Consider the following 20,879-nt stretch of genomic DNA (forward strand, 5'->3'; position numbering starts at 1 on the left):
TTTCACCGTTAAGCACGATGACAGCTTTAAATTTGGAGCGACACACGAGGTTCGAACTCGTGACCTCAACCTTGGCAAGGTTGCGCTCTACCAACTGAGCTAGTGTCGCATTTGGTTGCGAGGCCGGATAGTAATCGATGACCTTCGCGAGGTTTTATGAATAGCTGAGCCCGACGAGCTAGCGAATCACAACACCTAAAAATTTGGTTGCGGGGGCCGGATTTGAACCGACGACCTTCGGGTTATGAGCCCGACGAGCTACCAAGCTGCTCCACCCCGCGTCCGTATTGTTTCACCGTTAAGCACGATGACAACTTTAAATTTGGAGCGACACACGAGGTTCGAACTCGTGACCTCAACCTTGGCAAGGTTGCGCTCTACCAACTGAGCTAGTGTCGCTTTAACAACGTTTCCGTCGTTTAGGGCTGCGAATTATAAGAGCATTTTTTTGTGATGCAAGTCCTTCCTGCAAAAAAAAGGTGTTTTTTTTCTGTTTGATGAAAAAGCACACAGAATAGAAGTTTTTTCCATCTAAGCGAGGCTTTTCCATCGTTACTCTTAATAGAAAGCCGTGTTTTTCTAGATGTTAAAAATTGTTTGTCGGTAGTACTTTAGCTCAGCAATTGACTCACGGATATCATCCAACGCCAAGTGACTACCTGTCTTAGAAAACCCGTCTAATACTTCTGGTTTCCAACGGCGGGTCAGCTCTTTAATTGTACTGACGTCGATATAGCGATAATGGAAGTAAGTTTCTAGCTCAGGCATATGTTTGTATAGGAATCGGCGATCTTGCCCTACACTGTTACCGCATATGGGCGACACACCTTTTGGTAGCCACTGTTCAAGGAACCCAATAGTCTGACGAACCGCGTCCTGTTCAGTCACTTTGCTGGCGCGAACTCGATCCACCAAGCCACTGCCTGTGTGAGTAGTCGTACACCACTCATCCATTTTAGCCAGCTCTTCTTCTGGTTGGTGGATGGCAAGTACCGGTCCTTCAGCTAAAATATTCAACTCACTATCCGTGACGATAGTGGCGATTTCGATGACTTTATGGGTTTCTGGGTCTAAACCTGTCATCTCGAGATCAATCCAAATTAAATTTTGATCGCTAAAGGACATAAATCGTTGCCTATTGGTTTTATGCTAAAAGAGGTACTATACCCAAATTCTGATCCTCAGGATAGCGATCCTAGGCTCCATCAAGATGATTAAAGTTAAGTAGACAATTGTGGCAAAGAAAAAAAAAGCTAACCAAAGGTCAAGTCAGACGAGTGAGAAGTAACCAGAAACGTAAACTGGCAAAAGAGGATTCTGTTCAATGGGAAGAATCCATGCTGGGTGCGACTCAAAAAGGTCTGGTTATTACCCGTTTTGGTCAACACGCCGACATTGAAGACACAGAAAGCGGAGAAATCCACCGTTGCAATTTGCGTCGCGGTATTGAGACTTTGGTCTCCGGTGACAAGGTGATTTGGCGAGCAGGTCTCGAATCAATGGAAGGCATAAACGGCGTTGTTGAAGCCGTAGAGCCACGCAGCTCAGTGCTGACTCGCCCTGACTACTATGACGGTCTGAAACCAGTAGCTGCAAACGTCGATCAAATGGTCATCGTCTCTTCTGTACTACCAGAATTATCACTCAACATCATTGACCGCTACTTAGTCGCCTCTGAAACACTCAACATCGCCCCTCTTCTCGTGTTAAACAAAATTGACTTACTTGAAGAAGAGCAACGTCACCTATATCAGGAATGGCTGAGTGAGTACGAGCGTATCGGTTACAAAGTGCTGCTAGTCAGTAAACAGACGGGAGAAGGCATTGCAGCACTGGAAGCCGAACTCAAAGATCGTACTAACATTTTTGTAGGTCAATCTGGCGTCGGTAAATCGAGCTTAGTGAATGCGTTGATGCCGGAGTTTAACGTTGAAGAAGGTGAGGTATCAGAAAACTCTGGTTTAGGTCAGCACACCACCACCGCTTCCCGACTTTATCACATTCCAACGGGTGGCGATCTGATTGACTCTCCCGGAGTACGTGAGTTTGGTTTGTGGCATTTGGAGGCGGAAGAAGTCACCAAGGCGTTCGTTGAGTTCCGCAGCTACCTTGGCAGCTGTAAGTTCCGAGACTGCAAACACAATGATGATCCAGGATGTGTATTACGTGAAGCAGTAGAAAATGGTGAAATCAGTGAAGTTCGCTTTGAAAACTACCATCGCATCCTTGAAAGCATGGCCGAAGTCAAAGCCAACCGTCAGTACTCACGCAACAAAAAAGCCGATCTGTAACGGCTTCTTGCACAAATCATCAGCGCTTGATACTGACTTTACCTGCAAATTTAAGTAGTATCTCGCGCCCAAAAGTAAGCAAACATACAGTTAGCATTGGAATTTATGACAATGGATAAGATTAAAGTTGGACTGCAGTACTGGATCCCTCAACACGGTTTGACCCGTTTGGTCGGTAAATTGGCATCCGCAAAAGCGGGCGGCCTAACCACTGCCGTCATTCGCTGGTTCATCAAGCAGTACAACGTCAATATGGACGAGGCCAAGCACTCTGATCCTAAGCATTTCAAAACCTTCAATGAGTTTTTTGTCCGTGAGCTGAAAGACGGTGCTCGCCCAATTACTGAAGGGGAAAGCCTCATTACTCATCCAGCAGATGCTTGTGTCAGCCAGTTTGGTCCTATTCAGGATGGTAAACTCATTCAGGCAAAAGGCCATGATTTTACAGCTCAAGAATTACTGGGTGGTGACGCTGATCTGGCGGCTGAATTTGCCGATGGCGAATTTGCAACACTTTACCTTTCACCACGAGATTACCACCGAGTGCACATGCCTTGTGACGGTACACTGCGCCAGATGATCTATGTGCCGGGTGACCTGTTCTCGGTAAACCCTTTGACCGCAGAAAATGTACCAAACCTGTTCGCGCGTAATGAGCGCGTAGTGTGTATTTTCGACACTGAATTTGGCCCTATGGCTCAAGTATTAGTCGGCGCGACCATCGTCGGTAGCATAGAGCAAGTCTGGGCAGGCACCATCACTCCGCCGCGTGGCAACACTGTCTACAAATGGGATTACCCAAGCGAAGGCGATAAAGCGGTCATACTCAAAAAAGGGGAAGAGATGGGTCGATTTAAACTGGGCTCAACGGTGATCAACCTGTTTGCTAAAGATGCGATAAAATTTGATGACTCTATGGCTAACGGCCACACAACTGTGATGGGCACCCCCTACGCTCACCTTACCGCTCCAGAGCAAGAACAAGAACAAGAACAAGAACAAGAACAAGAACAAGAACAAGAACAAGAACAAGAACAAGAATAACCATAACAGCCCCGCTTTTCGGGGCTTTTTTGACCAGAAACAAACCTTACGCAACATTTCTTTATTGCATTCAAAAATTTCCACCTCAATCTAAGACCCTAGTTTGGTTATTCTTTATTCTTAGCCGCAGAGTTTCGCTTTGAGGTTAAACCTTTATGCCTAGAATTGATCCAACCATAGTGATCAAATTGCTGATTTGTTTTGGCTTACCCATCGCGGTATTGATGATGCCGATTGATGCCATTCCCATCGCAGATCTGACCCTAATACAACATCGTTTGTTGGCGATATTTCTGCTTGCAGCCCTACTATGGGTGCTTGAACCTGTGCCTGTCTTTGCCACTTCAATTCTGATCATTGCACTTGAGCTGATCATGATTTCCGATAAAGGTCTGCACTTGTTCCGTACCCCACCAGCGGGGCACGGTCTCGGCGAACTGATGAAATACACTGATATTTTCAGTGCCTTTTCCTCACCTATTATCATCCTATTTATGGGCGGGTTTGCCTTGGCCATCGCCGCATCAAAATATGAACTGGACAATAATCTCGCTCGAGTTTTACTGCGGCCTTTTGGTCACCAGCCTAAATTTATCATGCTTGGATTGATGCTGATCACCGCCGTGTTTTCCATGTTCATGTCCAACACCGCCACCACGGTAATGATGCTCGCGTTGCTTGGCCCGATCGTCGCTTCAGCTCCCAAAGGTGACATCGGTATCAAAGCACTCGTTTTATGTATTCCGATTGCCGCCAACACAGGGGGCATCGCAACCCCGATCGGTACACCACCTAACGCGATTGCCCTGCAATATCTAACCGGTGAAAATAGCATCGACTTTCTAAGCTGGATGATGATGGGCCTCCCCTTTGTCATTATTCAGTTAACGATCGCTTGGTTCTTGCTCCAAAAACTCTTCCCTTCTTCTCAGAAGACCATGACGCTTAAACTAGATGGACAATTTCAGCGCAACTGGCGCGCCATTGTGGTGTACGCAACATTCGCCGCCACCATCTTGCTCTGGATGACCACTAAATTACATGGGATGAACACCTATGTCGTCTCAATCATTCCACTCGCAGTCTTCACCCTAACGGGCATTATGGGTAAAGCTGAGCTCAAACAGATCAACTGGGATGTGCTGTGGTTGGTTGCAGGGGGATCGCGATTGGCATTGGCTTGGATAAAACCGGGTTGGCAGCCGCACTCGCACACGCGATCGACTACGAAGCACTCTCTCCTGTTGCAGTCGTGATTACCATGTCGATTGTATGTTGGTTAATGGCCAATTTTATGTCCAACACGGCGACAGCTAACCTTTTGATGCCTATTGCTGCCGCTATTGGCGCTTCAATGGAGAGTCTCTCTTCTATGGGCGGATTGCAAGGCTTGCTGGTTGTCGTCGCCTTCTCGGCCTCACTTGGTATGATTCTACCAGTCTCAACTCCACCAAACTCTCTGGCTTATTCCACCGGGCTTATTGAGAGTAGAGACATGGCTAAAACCGGTGTCATCCTTGGTGTGATGGGACTAATCATTGTCTACATTGCTGCGCTATTGCTGACCTGAACATCAGGTGGTGGCTTCTCGCTTAATTGTTGGGCAAGAAGTCACAATTCAGTAAAAAGGTCGGACTTCATTGATATTCCACTCTCTGAATATCTATATAGATCAAATCTATATTTTAACAATTTCTATAATATCAGCTTGTTAAACCAACATTTATAGCCATTTCAGCAGTTCCTACGTAAATTTCCGCTCCAACAGGGTGTAAAAACCAATTCAAACCTAAACACTCTGATTTTCGATAGGTTGTCTGAGTATTAAGGAAAGGCAATGAGAAACACGATTAAGTTAAAAATTCAGATCGCCATCGCGATCATTATTGCAATTGTCTCCGGGGTCCAAGCTTGGATATCCGTTAGTCAGTTAAAACAAGAAACCACTTCCGCACTGAACAGTGAGATGGCCAACGTCAGTCACGCAACGTCTCGCTATATCAGCGACTGGCTCTTGATTCGAAGCGATATGATGCTGGCTAATGAGGTAAGCATACTCAATTCGAGTGATGCCGATAGAGAGATGTTAATCACCAAGCGTGCTGGCAAGTTCTTATCTGTATACGCAGGTTTTGATGACGGCTCTATTGCCTATGGCGATAAAACCGAGGATTGGCCAGCCAATTACGATCCTCGAACTCGTCCTTGGTACAAAGACGCCATGGCAACCAATGGGCTAATCGTCACCGAACCTTATCAAGACTTTGATGGCAGTATTGTGGTCAGTTTTGCCAAAGCTTTTAATGGCAGAAAAAATGGCGTACTCGCTGCCGACTTAACCGTCACGAGTATCATAGAAGAAGTCCTCAACGTGCATTTAGATAACGATGGTTTCTCATTTTTAGTCGATGGAAAAAATAACATTGTTGCTTATCAAGATGAGAAATTGAGCCAGCAGCCTCTGACTGAACTCAACCCGGCGTTATCGGCTGACAAAGTTCATCAGTTAGTGAATACCTCCACCATATCAACGATTCACTGGCCTCAGCAAGGTGACAAACTCATCTATGTCGTTAATGTGCCAAATACGGATTGGTCACTGGGTATCGTGGTCGATAAAGGTATGGCTTATGCCTCCGTCACGGAACAGATTAAGTTCACAGCGATCGCTTCTATTTTCCTCTATATCCTGATTGCTTCGATCAGTACCTATGTGATCACCCGATTACTTAAACCTTTACAAACCTTGTCCGCGGCACTTTCTCAGCTCTCTCATGGCGAGGGAGATTTAACCCAGAGAATTGAAATCCGTCGTATGGATGAAATCGGGGAACTGGCTCAGCACGTCAACCAGTTCTTGAGCCAAATGCAGTCAATGCTTAGTGGCATCATCCATCACAGTAGAGAGCTGTCTGTTCAGGCAAAACAAGCGAACCAATTGGCGCAACAATCCTCTCAGCAGGTAGAAACACAACAAAATGATGTCAACCAGATAGCCACTGCTATTCATGAGATGTCCGCGACAGCCGCCGAAGTTGCCAACCACGCAGAATTGACAGCGAATGCGTCTCAAGGCTCAGCCTCGGCTTGTGAAGATGGTCAACAAGTCATTGAGAAGAACCGCCAGGCAATCGTGGAGCTGGCCGATCAGGTTTCCGCTGCATCAGGTATTATTTCCGAGTTGGAAAACAATACACAGAGCATCAACCAAATCCTCTCCACCATCCGTGAGATCGCTGAGCAGACTAATTTGCTGGCACTCAACGCTGCAATCGAAGCTGCACGAGCCGGTGAGCAGGGCCGCGGTTTTGCTGTCGTTGCCGATGAGGTGCGCGTACTGAGTCAACGAACACATGGCTCAACCGAAGAAATTCGCAGCATGATTGAAACATTACAAAACAATACCCAGTTGGCGGTCAACAGCATGGAGAGCAGCACCGCCTTAGCAGATACTAGTGTTGATTACGCTCAACAAGCGTATGAAAGTCTCAATACCATCACATCTGCTATTACGGAAATCAATGACATGGCCTTGCAAATTGCCAGCGCTGCAGAAGAACAACGTGCCGTCAGCGAAGACATTAGCCGTAACACTCAAGGGATTAAGGATGCGTCCGATGTTCTTTCAGAACAGGCCATGCACAGCAGCGAAAGCGCGACCAACATGTTTACCTCTGCCAATACTGTCCGAACTGAGGTAGAACGTTTTAAAGTTTAGACTTTGTTTCTTTCATCATTTAATGCATATTGTCAGCCTACTGATTTCTTTGTTCATAGGACGAACAACTAATGGAGTTTGAATGGCTGGCATTAGCCGCCGCCTTTCTCTGGGCAGTGGCTAGCCTACTTTCTGTTGGCCCTGCACAGCACCTTGGTACCTTTGCCTACAGCCGCTGGAGAATGGGATGTACATCTGTCATTCTTGCTTCAATGGCTGGCTTCACTGGGGGGTGGGCAACCGTTGAAACCAGTGCCCTCTCAGCCATGGCGTTGTCGGGACTGATCGGTATTTTTATCGGTGATACTGCACTGTTTGCCTGCTTGAATCGTATGGGCCCTCGTCAAGCTGGGTTGCTGTTTTCCTGCCATGCGGTCTTTTCTGCCATACTTGGCTATTTCCTGTTTAGCGAAACGATGACGAGTATCGAGCTTATCGGATCAGCGCTGGTTTTTTCCGGTGTTCTAACCGCCATATTTTTTGGTCGAAAAGGGCAAAACAATCATCAACTCGAGTCAGTGAAAGGTAATATCTGGCTAGGAATTGCTTTAGGTCTTGTCGCAGCCTTATGTCAGGCACTTGGGGGCATTATCGCAAAACCAGTCATGCAGACGGCTATCGATCCTGTCGCCGCATCAGCGATGCGCATGATGACGGCCTTTGCAGCGCATTGTCTGTTTTTCTTCAGTGGAACAAAGATTGCAAAAGCAACATTACCGATGAACCTTCGCTTGTTTGTAATCACTGCTGTCAACGGCTTTCTCGCTATGGCTGTGGGTATGACACTTATCCTTTACGCTCTACAAGAGGGTAATGTCGGTATGGTAGCACTACTTTCTTCTACGACACCCATCATGCTACTACCTCTACTTTGGGTTTACACTAAGAAGCGCCCTAACCGATTTGCATGGCTAGGAGCCATTTTGGCGGTGGCAGGGACTGGGCTATTAGTCAGTTAGCAGCTATTAGAGTAATAGTTTATACCCGCTTTAAATTTTCCCTTGATGAGCGACAATGGTGATAACAAGGTGAGTATAAAGCGCATCTCAGTAGTCACTACTTTGTATAAGGTGAAAGATAACAACAATATTTAGCAAACAATATTTGATCTTAGCCTACAGTTTTGGTTAAAAAGTGTAGTAAAATTACGCTAATTTTGTTTCCAAAGTTACTTTGAATTTGACGAGGACATCACTATGTCAGCTAAGAAGCCATTGGCTCTAGTCATTCTTGACGGTTACGGTCACCGTGAAGAAACTGCAAGCAACGCTATCGCAAATGCGAAAACGCCTGTTATCGACGGCCTGCTTGCAAACAATCCACACACACTAATCTCTGCTTCTGGTCTGGATGTTGGTCTTCCTGACGGTCAGATGGGTAACTCTGAGGTAGGTCACACAAACATTGGCGCCGGCCGGGTTGTATACCAAGACCTGACTCGCATTACTAAATCTATTGCTGATGGTGAATTTTCAGAAACGCCAGCGCTTATCGAAGCCATTGATTCTGCGGTAAAAGCAGGCAAAGCGGTTCACCTTATGGGTCTGATGTCTCCAGGCGGCGTTCACTCTCACGAAGACCACATCTACGCAGCTGTTGAAATGGCAGCAGCCCGTGGCGCTGAGAAAATCTACCTACACTGCTTTCTAGACGGCCGTGACACACCACCTCGTAGTGCCGAAAACTCACTACAACGTTTTGACGAGCTATTCGCTAAGCTAGGCAAAGGCCGAGTGGCATCACTAGTAGGTCGCTACTACGCAATGGACCGCGATAACAACTGGGATCGCGTACAAGTGGCTTACGAACTTCTCACTCAAGCGAAAGCAGAATTTACTTTTGACTCAGCAGTCGCGGGTCTAGAAGCGGCTTATGCTCGTGAAGAGAACGATGAGTTCGTTAAAGCGACCGCGATCAAAGCTGAAGGCCAGGAAGACGCGGTTATCGCAGATGGCGATGCAGTCATCTTCATGAATTACCGTGCTGACCGTGCTCGTCAAATCACACGTACTTTCGTACCTGCATTCGACGGCTTCGAGCGTGCTGTATTCCCAGCAGTCAACTTCGTAATGCTAACGCAGTACGCGGCTGACATCCCGCTAGCAATCGCATTCCCACCAGCGTCTCTAGAGAACACTTACGGTGAGTGGCTATCTAAGCAAGGTCAAACTCAGCTACGTATCTCTGAAACAGAGAAATACGCACACGTAACTTTCTTCTTCAACGGTGGTGTTGAGAGCGAATTCGCCGGCGAAGAGCGTCAACTTGTTGCTTCTCCAAAAGTTGCCACTTATGACTTGCAACCAGAGATGAGCTCTCCAGAGCTGACTGAAAAAATGGTCGCAGCGATCAAGTCAGGCAAATTCGATACCATCATCTGTAACTACCCGAATGCAGATATGGTTGGTCACACTGGTATCTACGAAGCCGCTGAAAAAGCGATCGAAGCACTGGATGAAAGCGTCGGTAAAGTGGTTGAAGCAATCAAAGAAGTGGGTGGTCAGCTCCTGATCACAGCCGACCACGGCAACGCGGAAATGATGGTCGATCCAGAAACTGGCGGTACACATACTGCACACACTAACCTACCAGTACCACTCATCTACGTAGGTGACAAAGCGGTTGAGTTTAAAGAAAACGGTAAACTCTCTGATCTTGCGCCAACAATGTTGTCCCTAGCGGGCCTAGAGATCCCTGCTGAAATGTCTGGTGAAGTATTGGTCAAATAAACACAGTATGACGTAATGCTGGTAGTATTGAAGAGCTCGGGTTAATACCTGAGCTTTTTTATTTCTCCCTCAACAAGTTTTGACATTACTCTTTCTTCGAAGGAATGTGTTTGGGTATACTGGCTCTCAATCAAAAACTTAGGACAGACTCATCACATGGCAACACAGCAACAAGGACGACTGCTCGCCTCCTCAACGCTCTCTGCGTTAGTATTGATTGTTGCCTCTACCTTAGCTTTCCCTAGCTGGTCTTCTTCCTCAAATGAGTTAAAAGGGGTCAGTAGTGAAATCTCTCGCCAAAAGCAAGCACTAAGTTCTCAACAGAAAAAACTAGACTCGCTACAAAAATCGCTCAAGACACAAGAATTGGGCATTGTCCGCTTAGAAAAAGAAATCAAAGAAGCCAAACGCTCCCTAAGCCAAACCAATCACAACATTACGGCATTGGAAAGCCGCATCGCTGCACTCAAGCGACAAAAACAGCAACAAAGTGACAAGCTCGCTGAGCTATTGCAAACCTATTACGTCACTCAGCGAGCAAAATCTTCCGCTAGCATTCTCAATCAAGGTGTTGAAGAAGACAGGATCAGTCAATATTTCCAACACTTAGCCAAACAACGCGCTAATACAATTGAAGCGCTAGACGCCACAATGGATCAGCTCGCGGAAAGCGAAACTCAACTTAACCTCGAGAAACAGCAAATCACTAAGCTGATCGCGCAGCAGAATCAAAAACGTCAGCAATTGTCGAAGGCGCAATCTAAGCGAAAAGGCACCGTCACTAATATCAAAAAGAACATTACCAGTGATAAAGTCTATTTGTCAGAGCTGCAGCGCAATGAGACACGTTTAAAAGCCGAGATTGCCAAAGCCGCCAAAGCTGCGAAAGCCGCCAAAGCTGCGAAAGCCGCCAAGCTCAATACCGTTCCAATGGACGGTTTGGCAAAACGAAAAGGTCGCTTGCCTTGGCCACTTAAAGGAAAAATTTTACACAACTACGGTTCACGTCAGACAGGACAAATCCACTGGAAAGGGATGGTCATTGATGCCAACTATGGTCAATCGGTGAAAGCCGTGTATTCTGGTACGGTGGTTTTCTCTGACTACCTAAGAGGCTATGGCTTAGTGATCCTTCTCGATCACGGGAAAGGTGATATGACCTTATACGGATTTAATCAAAGCTTGCTGAAAAAAGAAGGCGATAAAGTCGCAGCAGGGGAAACCATCGCATTGGCTGGTGATACTGGTGGCCAACCACAAGCGTCACTGTACTTTGAAATTCGACGCAACAGTAAAACTCAAAACCCTAAAGGTTGGCTGACAAGATAATCGTCATTTGCTCCGGTAAGACGAAGCGTAATAGCTCTCAACGGCTTGAATAAACAAGCCAACCTGCGCTTTGGGTAGTGTATTGATCCCCGCCGCTGCCGCACGGCCACCACCAGTCAAAAACTGAGCGCATATATCCCCCCCCCCCTGCTTATTATTCAATGGAGCTCGTAATGAAACGGTATAGCTCCCATCCTCATTCACGGAAAGCACGGCATGCGCACGAGCAGGGGTTTGATTCGCCAACCAATTGCCATAAACACCGCTGATACGTCGTGAAGAGGCGTGGTTAGGCAACTCAAACACCGCCAACACATCACTTTGATGAGAAGCTTGAGTGGCGATAGCTCGATCCATATCACTTTGATACGCTGATTTGAGAATGGGATAAGGAGAATGCTGATCAGCAATGACAGCAAAAGGATCATTATAAGCCAAAAGGTGCTTAAACAGCTGAGCAGGGTCAAAATGCAAATCTGCCAGCTCTGCGCCATAACCATTGTAGTTAATGAGTGTCCCCAACTCTTTTAGCTGTTCTTTCTGTTCTCTAGTGAGACCAGCTCTGTCAGCCAATTCGTCTGCTTTCGCGAGCAAGTTATCACCGTATGCAGCGGTGATAGCCCATAAGTGAAAGCGACCGTTCAACAACTCATCCACAATCAAGGCGGTACAGGTATTGGCATCTAAATTAATGTGAGCCCTGAGGTTCATGTGCTGTGGAATATCACCAGACTTGTGGTGGTCGACGTAGAACACCTGAGCCCCAACGGCAAGAATCGCTTCTAAACTCGCCTTATTTTTCTCCATCGAGATATCCAGTACGGTGAGCGAATCACTGGTTCGGCACTTGAGGGGCTTGAGCAGCTTGATATCACGTTTGACTCCGGTAACTAAAGTCGATGTTTTAGGCTCAGCTAGGCGTAACTGAAGAAGCGCGATAATGCCATCTGCATCGCCATTGAACACATCGTAGTGCATACACAAAAACCCCTTAATATATTTCGATATACTTTAAGGGGTTAGAAGCCATTCAACAATCGCATTTAGTTATGGTTAAGCATGAATCGCTTTAACGCCATCTTCAAGCAATTGAAGTTGTTCTAGGCCTTGTTGCGTTGCTTTGGGTTTAACCACTGCAATCATCTGCAACATGCCTTGATGTATGATTTGCTCGGTAATTTGGGTCTTTGGTGACATGGCTGCTTGGTAACCCAGCCAGCTAGAAGCGATGAGGTGCAGAGTTGTGACCAGTGACTTCATTTCGCTATTTTCAACAGAAACCAATTCCAAATCGACAAATGCTCGCATGATATTGATCAGGTTTGCTTGAAGCTTCTCCTGTACCTGAATGTAATCTTCGTGTAAGTGTTCATCGCGTTGGAGTATTTCTGGCAGATTGGCGTAGAAAAAACGATATTTCCACATCAGGTTGAAAATAGAATCGAGATAGTGCTTAAGAAGGACTAAGCTCTCTTGTTGACCATGAATTGGCGAGAACCTTTCCAGCAGCTCATTTGAGTAGAGCGCAAAGATTTCGCGTACAATTTCTTGTTTGTTGCGGAAATGGTAGTAAAGGTTGCCCGGACTAATGTCTATATGCGCTGCAATGTGGTTAGTGGTGATGTTTCGTTCACCATGTTCATTAAATAAATCCAATGCGGCGAGCACTATTTTGTCGCGTGTCTTCATTCGTTTTCCGTACCCTTTCCATTAATTTTATCATTATAACTGAGTATATTAACCAATAACAAAAAAGCGCCTGATTAGACCAGGCGCTTTCATTGGTTTCTTAGTTATTTGTGGTACGGCTTGGATAACTCGTGTACCGCTTCGACAAATACGCCCGCATTTTCTGGAGGCACATCTAGGTGGATGCCGTGACCAAGGTTAAATACGTGACCTGTGCCCGCATCGCCAAAACCTTCCAAGATAGTCGATACTTCCTCTCGAATTCGCTTAGGGGAAGCGTAGAGCATGGATGGGTCCATATTGCCTTGTAGAGCAACCTTATCACCTACACGTTTTACCGCATCTTGGATGTTGATTGTCCAGTCTAGGCCAACCGCATCACAGCCAGTGGCTGCGATTTGTTCTAGCCACATGCCACCATTCTTCGTAAACAAGGTGACAGGCACTCGACGCCCCTCGTTTTCACGGATAAGCCCATCAACAATTTTGTGCATGTATTGCAGTGAGAATAGGTTGTAGTCACGCGGAGTTAACACACCACCCCATGTATCAAAGACCATTACAGACTGAGCACCCGCTTTGATTTGTGCATTCAAATATTCAATAACACTGTCTGCTAGTTTATCCAGAAGTAAGTGCAGCGTTTGTGGCTCTGCATACATCATCTTTTTGATCTTGGTGAACGCTTTAGAACTTCCACCTTCAACCATATAAGTTGCCAGTGTCCATGGGCTGCCTGAGAAGCCAATTAGCGGTACATCACCATTGAGATCTTTACGGATCTGACGCACTGCGTTCATTACGTACTTGAGCTCACCTTCAGGATCTGGAATACCGATTTTTTCTACGTCCGCTTTGCAGGTAATTGGCTTGTCAAATACCGGACCTTCACCAGCGGCAAATCGAAGTTCAAGTCCCATTGCATCTGGGATTGTTAAGATATCAGAAAACAAGATTGCAGCGTCTAAAGGGAAACGACGAAGTGGCTGTAAAGTGACTTCCGACGCCAGTTCAGCGTTCTTGCACAAAGACATGAAATCGCCCGCTTCAGCACGAGTCGCTTTATACTCAGGTAGATAGCGTCCTGCCTGACGCATCATCCATACTGGCGTGTAATCGACAGGCTGTTTTAAAATCGCACGCAAATAGCGATCATTTTTTAATTCAGTCATTCCGTTTTCCAACTATTTGGCTTCTATTTAGGGGCGCTATTCTAACACCGTTTACCACGCAAAAGCTGTGTGCTTTGCAACCTAGATCATGTTATTAAGTTTTAAATCAGTGCTTAATTTGCACCCAACTTGTAACAGTGTTAAATATTTGTGTGCTAGCGAAAACAACAATTATAACCTGAGTACTCGCTACTCAGCATCTCATAACGACATCTTACTTACCCCCTCCCTCTCGGAGGGTTTTTTTTACCTGTCAATCAGGGTTTTATTTCAATCAATGTCCTTAATCGTTTGTTCAATTAATGCCCTCGCGATAGTTCCATGTGGAGCGACAGGAGGTAGATTCGGCACAGTAAACCACTGAGCATCACTCAATTCACTGTAGTCAGGCTTTAGCGCCCCGCCGCGATAGTCAGCTAAAAAACCCATCATCAAACTGGAAGGAAACGCCCAAGGTTGGCTGGAAAAATAGCGAATATTACACACATCGATACCCGTTTCTTCTTTGACTTCACGCGCAACGCATTGCTCCAGAGTCTCGCCAACTTCAACAAACCCGGCAATCACCGTGTACATCCCATTACGGTGTCTCGGATGCTGTGCTAGCAGAATTTGATCGCCGTTGCGTACTGCAACTATGATACAAGGAAATATTCTCGGGTAGTGTAGCGTCCGGCAATCACCACACTGCATAGCAATTTGATTATGGTTTAAGCGATTACGGCCGCCACAGGTTGGACAAAAACGCAAAGTTTGTGTCATGTGGCTATACTGTACAGCTTTACTGATCAGCAAAAACAATGGCTCAGCTAAGACCAAGCAATCACGCAATGAAGTTAAAGGCAGAGATTGCTCGAGATCATGTGCGTTGAGCCACATAACAGGTAACCCATTGTAATCTCCAATCTTTACTGCACTTTCTTCTGACAGAGCAAATGCTTGGGCTGGGCCACAAGGCAATTCATTGTCTATCAACCAAACCTCACTCCCTGATACAACACACCAATATGCATTACTCGTACGGTTTGTGTCACTGTTCTTAAACATTACCCATCCTCTCTGCTTGCAGTTCATTCATTTTACTGGCAATCTAATTTCATACCAGAGTTTGTAGTGGAACAATTTTCTGGCTATAAATTCTAGTAAGGACAAGAGGTTATTCTCTAGGATGGCTTTGCAAAGCAAAGCGTAATGATCACCGGAGCTGTGATCCGATCATGAGGGCATGGTCATGCTAAATAAATTCAAACAAACGCAACAACAGTGGGGTGGTTCAAGCGAAGTGATCGACCACTGGCTCGAAACAAGACAATCACTGATTGTAGAATACTGTCAGTTAGGTTCCCTTCAACCCGCGAATGGGCATGCTAACGTTGTCGAACTTCCTTCTCCCAAAAAAATCAGCTCTTTTTGTGATCATGTTGTGGATTATATTTCCGAGGGTCATTTCAAAATTTACGATATGGTGATGGAAAAATGGCAAGCGACAGGTTTTAAAACCAACAATGAGATTGATGCTACCTACGCGAAAATCGTTTTAACCACGGAACCATTGCTCGAGTTTAATGACAAGTACGTCAGTGTAAGCGCGGATGATGAACTTCCCGATTTCGAAGTAGATATGTCAAAGGTTGGAGAACTACTCGAAGTTCGCTTTGAAGTAGAAGATCAGTTGATTCAACTTATCGCTGATAGCTTGGCGATTCCGCCTGGGGCTTAGCGAGAAGCGAGAAGCGAGAAGCGAGAAGCGAGAAGCGAGAAGCGAGAAGCGAGAAGCGAGAAGCGAGAAGCGAGAAGCGAGAAGCGAGAAGCGAGAAGCGAGAAAGTTTTGAGGGGTTGACGTTTTACGTCAACCCTTTTACGTTTTTACCACAGTCATCAACCGGCGATTTCTAAGAGTGATTCAGAAGCTATGCTTTTCTTCAATACCGTCCCCCCAAGAGAGAGGTACGACCGAGTTGGGGATCTCGCAAAGCAAGCCGAAATCGAAGAGAGATTCCCTACTCGCTCCTTCGTCACTCTATGGAATGACACTTTCGAACAATGACTATCATCGTCATCCTCAAGAACGAGGCACGAGTGAGTTGGGGATCTCTCGAGGCAAGTAAACAACTAATGAAGATTTCCTAATCGCGCCTTCACCTCTCTATGGAATGACACTTTCGAACAATGACTATCATCGTCATCCTCAAGAACGAGGCACGAGTGAGTTGGGGATCTCTCAAGGCAAGTAAACAACTAATGAAGATTTCCTAATCGCGCCTTCACCTTTCTATGGAATGACATTTTCGAACAATGACTATCATCGTCATCCTCAAGAACGAGGCACGAGTGAGTTGGGGATCTCTCAAGGCAAGTAAACAACTAATGAAGATTTCCTAATCGCGCCTTCACCTTTCTATGGAATGACATTTTCGAACAATGACTATCATCGTCATCCTCAAGAACGAGGCACGAGTGAGTTGGGGATCTCTCAAGGCAAGTAAACAACTAATGAAGATTTCCTAATCGCGCCTTCACCTCTCTATGGAATGACATTTCCCATTGCACAAAACAAAAAAAGGCACCCTAAGGTGCCTTTTGTCATTTCTTTGCGAGCGATTACTCGTCTGCAGCCTTATTCTTCTGAAGAAAAGCCTGCGTTTAGTAGCGCTGCAAGGTTGTCAGTCGCTTGTTCAGCGGAAGGACCTTCTTGCTCTTCTACACGCTTAGCTTGACGATCTTGGTGGTAAGCGAAACCTGTACCTGCTGGGATTAGACGACCAACAATTACGTTTTCTTTCAGACCACGTAGCTCATCACGCTTACCAGAAACCGCAGCTTCTGTTAGTACGCGAGTTGTTTCCTGGAACGATGCCGCAGAGATGAACGATTCGGTCGCTAGAGATGCCTTAGTAATACCAAGTAGCTCACGCTCGAAACGAACTAGCTCTTTGCCTTCAGCTTCTAGCTGACGGTTAGCAATCTTAACGTTCGCGTATTCAACCTGCTCACCCACTAGGAACTCTGTAGAGTCACCAGCGTGTGTGATTGTACACTTACGTAGCATCTGACGAACGATAGTTTCGATGTGCTTATCGTTAATCTTAACGCCTTGTAGACGGTATACTTCTTGAACTTCGTTCGCGATGTATTGAGTCACAGCGTGGATACCACGTAGACGTAGAATGTCATGTGGAGACTCTGGACCATCTGCGATCACGTCACCACGTTCAACTTTCTCGCCTTCGAATACGTTAAGCTGACGATGCTTAGGAATCATCTCTTCGTATGCGTCGCCGCCTTCACGAGTGATGACTAGACGACGCTTACCTTTCGTTTCTTTACCGAAGCTTACAGTACCTGTGTGCTCAGCAAGAATCGCAGGCTCTTTCGGCTTACGAGCTTCGAATAGGTCAGCTACGCGTGGTAGACCACCGGTGATATCTTTGTTACCGCCAGATTTCTGAGGGATACGAGATAGAGTATCACCCACGCCTACTTCAGCGCCATCTTCGATGTTTACAATCGCTTTACCAGGTAGGAAGTAGTGAGCTGGCATTTCAGTACCAGGGATCATTACGTCGTTACCTGCCGCATCAACAAGTTTGATAGCTGGACGCATATCTTTACCTGCTGCTGGGCGAGCTGCTGCTTCAGTTACTTCGCTTGAAGATAGACCTGTTAGATCATCTGTTTGACGAGAAACTGTCACGCCATCGATCATGTCCACAAACTGGATGCGACCTGCCACTTCAGTGATGATTGGCATAGTGTGCGCTTCCCAGTTCGCTACTGTTTCACCAGCTTCAACTGCGTCGTTGTCGCCTTTAGATAGTAGAGAACCGTAAGGTAGTTTGTGTTTCTCTTTAGTACGACCAAATTCGTCAATGATAGTCAGCTCTGAAGCACGAGAAGTGATGACAAGCTTCTTATCTTTGTTGATAACGAATTTAGCGTTGTGTAGCTTAACTGTACCAGTCGTCTTAGCTTGGATGCTGTTCTCTGCTGCTGCAGTAGATGCCGCACCACCGATGTGGAACGTACGCATCGTAAGCTGTGTACCCGGCTCACCGATAGACTGAGCAGCGATAACGCCCACTGCTTCACCTTGGTTCACTAGGTGACCACGTGCTAGGTCACGACCGTAACACTGAGCACAACAACCGAAGTCTGCATCACAGGTAACTACAGAGCGCACTTTCATGCGGTCAACTGAGTTCTCTTCCATGATCTGACACCACTTCTCATCAATTAGAGTGTTACGTGGGATCAGTACATCTTCAGTACCTGGCTTCAGTACGTCTTCTGCAACTACACGACCAAGAGCCAGCTCAGAAAGTGCAACTTTAACGTCACCACCTTCGATGTGCGGCATCATGTCAACACCTTCATGGGTGCCACAGTCATGCTCGTGTACAACAACGTCTTGAGCAACGTCTACTAGACGACGAGTTAGGTAACCCGAGTTCGCTGTTTTCAGTGCTGTATCCGCAAGACCCTTACGAGCACCGTGCGTTGAGATAAAGTACTGAAGTACGTTTAGACCTTCTTTAAAGTTCGCAGTGATCGGCGTTTCGATGATTGAACCATCTGGACGGGCCATCAGACCACGCATACCTGCAAGCTGACGAATCTGAGCCGCAGAACCACGTGCGCCCGAGTCGGCCATCATGTAGATGCTATTGAACGATTCTTGCTGCTCTTCTTCACCGTCGCGGTTAACAACAGCTTCAGAAGAGAGGTTTTCCATCATCAACTTCGCTACGCGATCGTTGGTCGATGCCCAAATATCGATCACTTTATTGTAGCGCTCGCCCGCTGTTACAAGACCAGATTGGTACTGTTCTTGGATTTCGCGAACTTCTGCTTCCGCTTCTTCGATCTCAGTGTACTTAGCTGCTGGAACAACCATGTCGTCGATACCAACAGATACACCAGAAAGTGCCGCGTAAGCGAAACCTGTGTACATGATTTGGTCAGCGAAGATGACAGTGTCTTTTAGACCTAGCTTACGGTAAGCCTCGTTAAGTAGGTGAGAGATTTGCTTCTTACCCAGCTTTTGGTTAACGATGCTGTACGGAAGGCCATCAGGCACGATTTGCCATAGCATTGCACGACCGATAGTGGTATCAACCAGCTTAGTCTCAGTTGTGCTGTTGCCATCTTCGTCTTTTACAGTCTCAGTGATACGAACTTTAACGCGAGCATGCAGCTCTGCAGACTTAGTACGATATGCTTTCTCAGCTTCAGCTGGGCTAGCAAGGTACATACCTTCGCCTTTCACGTTGATCTTGTCACGAGTCATGTAGTAAAGACCCAATACAACGTCCTGAGAAGGTACGATGATCGGATCACCTGACGCTGGCGACAGAATGTTGTTTGTCGACATCATCAGAGTACGAGCTTCAAGCTGTGCTTCTAGAGTTAGAGGCACGTGAACCGCCATTTGGTCACCATCGAAGTCCGCGTTGTACGCCGCACACACTAGTGGGTGCAGCTGAATCGCTTTACCTTCGATTAGTACTGGTTCGAACGCCTGGATACCTAGACGGTGAAGTGTAGGTGCACGGTTCAATAGTACTGGGTGTTCGCGGATGACTTCGTCCAGGATATCCCAAACGATCGCTTCTTCGCGCTCTACCATCTTCTTAGCAGCTTTGATTGTCGTCGCAAGACCACGAGTCTCTAGCTTGCTGTAGATGAATGGTTTGAATAGCTCAAGTGCCATCTTCTTAGGAAGACCACACTGGTGTAGACGAAGGTATGGACCTACTGTGATTACAGAACGGCCAGAGTAGTCTACACGCTTACCTAGAAGGTTCTGACGGAAACGACCTTGTTTACCCTTGATCATATCAGCAAGAGATTTAAGAGGGCGCTTGTTCGAACCCGTGATCGCGCGACCGCGACGACCGTTATCTAGAAGTGCATCAACAGACTCTTGTAGCATACGCTTTTCGTTACGTACGATGATGTCCGGAGCAGCAAGCTCTAGTAGACGCTTCAAACGGTTGTTACGGTTGATTACACGGCGGTATAGGTCGTTCAGATCAGAAGTCGCGAAGCGACCGCCGTCTAGTGGAACTAGAGGACGTAGATCTGGCGGAAGTACCGGAAGCACAGTAAGGATCATCCACTCTGGGTTGTTACCAGATTGAACGAACGCTTCAACAAGCTTCAGACGCTTAGTGATCTTCTTACGCTTAGTCTCTGAGTTAGTAGACTGAAGCTCTTCACGCATTTCTTCGATTTCAGCAGGCAGATCCATAGACGCAAGTAGGTCTTTGATCGCTTCCGCACCCATCTTAGCCGTGAACTCATCACCCCATTCTTCTAGACGATCCAGATACTCTTCTTCAGTTAGCATCTGAGATTTTTCTAGGTCAGTCATACCCGGTTCAGTTACTACGTACATTTCGAAGTAAAGAACACGCTCGATATCACGTAGAGGGATATCCATGAGTAGACCGATACGAGACGGCAATGATTTTAGGAACCAGATGTGAGCAACTGGTGAAGCAAGCTCGATGTGGCCCATGCGGTCACGACGAACTTTAGTTTGTGTAACTTCAACGCCACACTTCTCACAGATAACACCACGGTGTTTCAGACGCTTATATTTACCACAAAGACATTCGTAGTCTTTTACTGGACCAAAAATACGCGCACAGAACAGACCATCACGTTCAGGCTTGAACGTACGATAGTTGATCGTTTCAGGTTTTTTAACTTCACCGAAAGACCATGAACGGATCATGTCTGGTGAAGATAGACCGATTTTGATTGCATCAAATTCTTCGGTCTTATGCTGCGCTTTTAGAAAGTTTAATAAGTCTTTCACAATCAGCTCCTGTAAGGAGTTAAAAGGAGCTCACCCGCAAAAGTGAGCACCTTCTACCAAATAATCGCTTTTCTCAATTAAGAA

13 protein-coding genes, 3 tRNA genes and 1 pseudogene are annotated in these 20,879 nt (G+C 46.4%); 8 read left to right on the forward strand and 9 right to left on the reverse strand.

What is annotated here, in order from left to right:
* Positions 1-33: 33 nt before the first annotated feature.
* The 4 genes from KW548_00600 to orn all read right to left on the reverse strand — a co-directional run bounded on the left by KW548_00600 (position 34) and on the right by orn (position 1,125).
* Positions 34-109: transfer RNA gene (locus tag KW548_00600), tRNA-Gly, on the reverse strand.
* 95 nt (positions 110-204) lie between these two features.
* A tRNA-Met gene (locus tag KW548_00605) sits at positions 205-281 on the reverse strand.
* Positions 282-323: 42 nt separating this feature from the next.
* Positions 324-399, reverse strand: a tRNA-Gly gene (locus KW548_00610).
* Between the two features lie 180 nt (positions 400-579).
* Positions 580-1,125 carry an oligoribonuclease gene (gene orn / locus KW548_00615; GenBank protein QXX06698.1) on the reverse strand — a complete coding sequence of 182 codons (546 nt, stop codon included), beginning with the start codon at positions 1,123-1,125 and terminating at the stop codon, positions 580-582.
* 107 nt (positions 1,126-1,232) lie between these two features.
* Here orn and rsgA point away from each other — a divergent pair, with 107 nt between their 5' ends.
* From rsgA to KW548_00650, 7 genes and pseudogenes are all read left to right on the forward strand, one after another.
* Entirely contained in the window at positions 1,233-2,291 is a 1,059-nt protein-coding gene (gene rsgA / locus KW548_00620; GenBank protein ID QXX06699.1) for a small ribosomal subunit biogenesis GTPase RsgA, read from the forward strand.
* A gap of 111 nt (positions 2,292-2,402) precedes the next feature.
* Entirely contained in the window at positions 2,403-3,335 is a 933-nt protein-coding gene (asd, locus tag KW548_00625; GenBank protein QXX06700.1) for an archaetidylserine decarboxylase, read from the forward strand.
* A gap of 155 nt (positions 3,336-3,490) precedes the next feature.
* Positions 3,491-4,905, forward strand: a pseudogene (locus KW548_00630) (SLC13 family permease).
* A gap of 267 nt (positions 4,906-5,172) precedes the next feature.
* Complete coding sequence (locus KW548_00635) at positions 5,173-7,053, forward strand: methyl-accepting chemotaxis protein (GenBank protein QXX06701.1); 1,881 nt, start codon at positions 5,173-5,175, stop codon at positions 7,051-7,053.
* A gap of 71 nt (positions 7,054-7,124) precedes the next feature.
* A complete protein-coding gene (locus KW548_00640; GenBank protein QXX06702.1) occupies positions 7,125-8,012 on the forward strand; it encodes a DMT family transporter in 888 nt (295 codons plus the stop codon).
* 237 nt (positions 8,013-8,249) lie between these two features.
* Positions 8,250-9,782: a 2,3-bisphosphoglycerate-independent phosphoglycerate mutase gene (gene gpmM, locus KW548_00645; GenBank protein ID QXX06703.1), complete on the forward strand. Its 1,533-nt coding sequence runs from the start codon at positions 8,250-8,252 to the stop codon at positions 9,780-9,782.
* Positions 9,783-9,938: 156 nt separating this feature from the next.
* On the forward strand, positions 9,939-11,111 hold the full coding sequence (locus tag KW548_00650) for a murein hydrolase activator EnvC (GenBank protein QXX06704.1): 1,173 nt from the start codon (positions 9,939-9,941) through the stop codon (positions 11,109-11,111).
* A gap of 3 nt (positions 11,112-11,114) precedes the next feature.
* On the opposite strand, the gene KW548_00655 is transcribed toward KW548_00650, so the two are convergent.
* The 4 genes from KW548_00655 to nudC all read right to left on the reverse strand — a co-directional run bounded on the left by KW548_00655 (position 11,115) and on the right by nudC (position 15,019).
* Positions 11,115-12,089: a DHH family phosphoesterase gene (locus tag KW548_00655; protein QXX06705.1), complete on the reverse strand. Its 975-nt coding sequence runs from the start codon at positions 12,087-12,089 to the stop codon at positions 11,115-11,117.
* A gap of 75 nt (positions 12,090-12,164) precedes the next feature.
* A complete protein-coding gene (locus KW548_00660; protein QXX06706.1) occupies positions 12,165-12,800 on the reverse strand; it encodes a TetR/AcrR family transcriptional regulator in 636 nt (211 codons plus the stop codon).
* A 104-nt stretch (positions 12,801-12,904) separates the two neighbouring features.
* Positions 12,905-13,972, reverse strand: coding sequence for a uroporphyrinogen decarboxylase (gene hemE / locus KW548_00665; GenBank protein QXX06707.1), 1,068 nt, complete (start codon positions 13,970-13,972; stop codon positions 12,905-12,907).
* Between the two features lie 270 nt (positions 13,973-14,242).
* Positions 14,243-15,019: an NAD(+) diphosphatase gene (nudC, locus tag KW548_00670; protein QXX06708.1), complete on the reverse strand. Its 777-nt coding sequence runs from the start codon at positions 15,017-15,019 to the stop codon at positions 14,243-14,245.
* A gap of 178 nt (positions 15,020-15,197) precedes the next feature.
* Between nudC and KW548_00675 the strand changes: the two genes are divergently transcribed.
* Complete coding sequence (locus KW548_00675) at positions 15,198-15,692, forward strand: Rsd/AlgQ family anti-sigma factor (protein ID QXX06709.1); 495 nt, start codon at positions 15,198-15,200, stop codon at positions 15,690-15,692.
* 897 nt (positions 15,693-16,589) lie between these two features.
* Here KW548_00675 and rpoC read toward each other — a convergent pair.
* Positions 16,590-20,795, reverse strand: coding sequence for a DNA-directed RNA polymerase subunit beta' (rpoC, locus tag KW548_00680; protein ID QXX06710.1), 4,206 nt, complete (start codon positions 20,793-20,795; stop codon positions 16,590-16,592).
* Positions 20,796-20,879 lie beyond the last annotated feature (84 nt).

The sequence above is a fragment of the Vibrio neptunius genome (genome assembly GCA_019339365.1).
Lineage (GTDB): Bacteria > Pseudomonadota > Gammaproteobacteria > Enterobacterales > Vibrionaceae > Vibrio > Vibrio neptunius.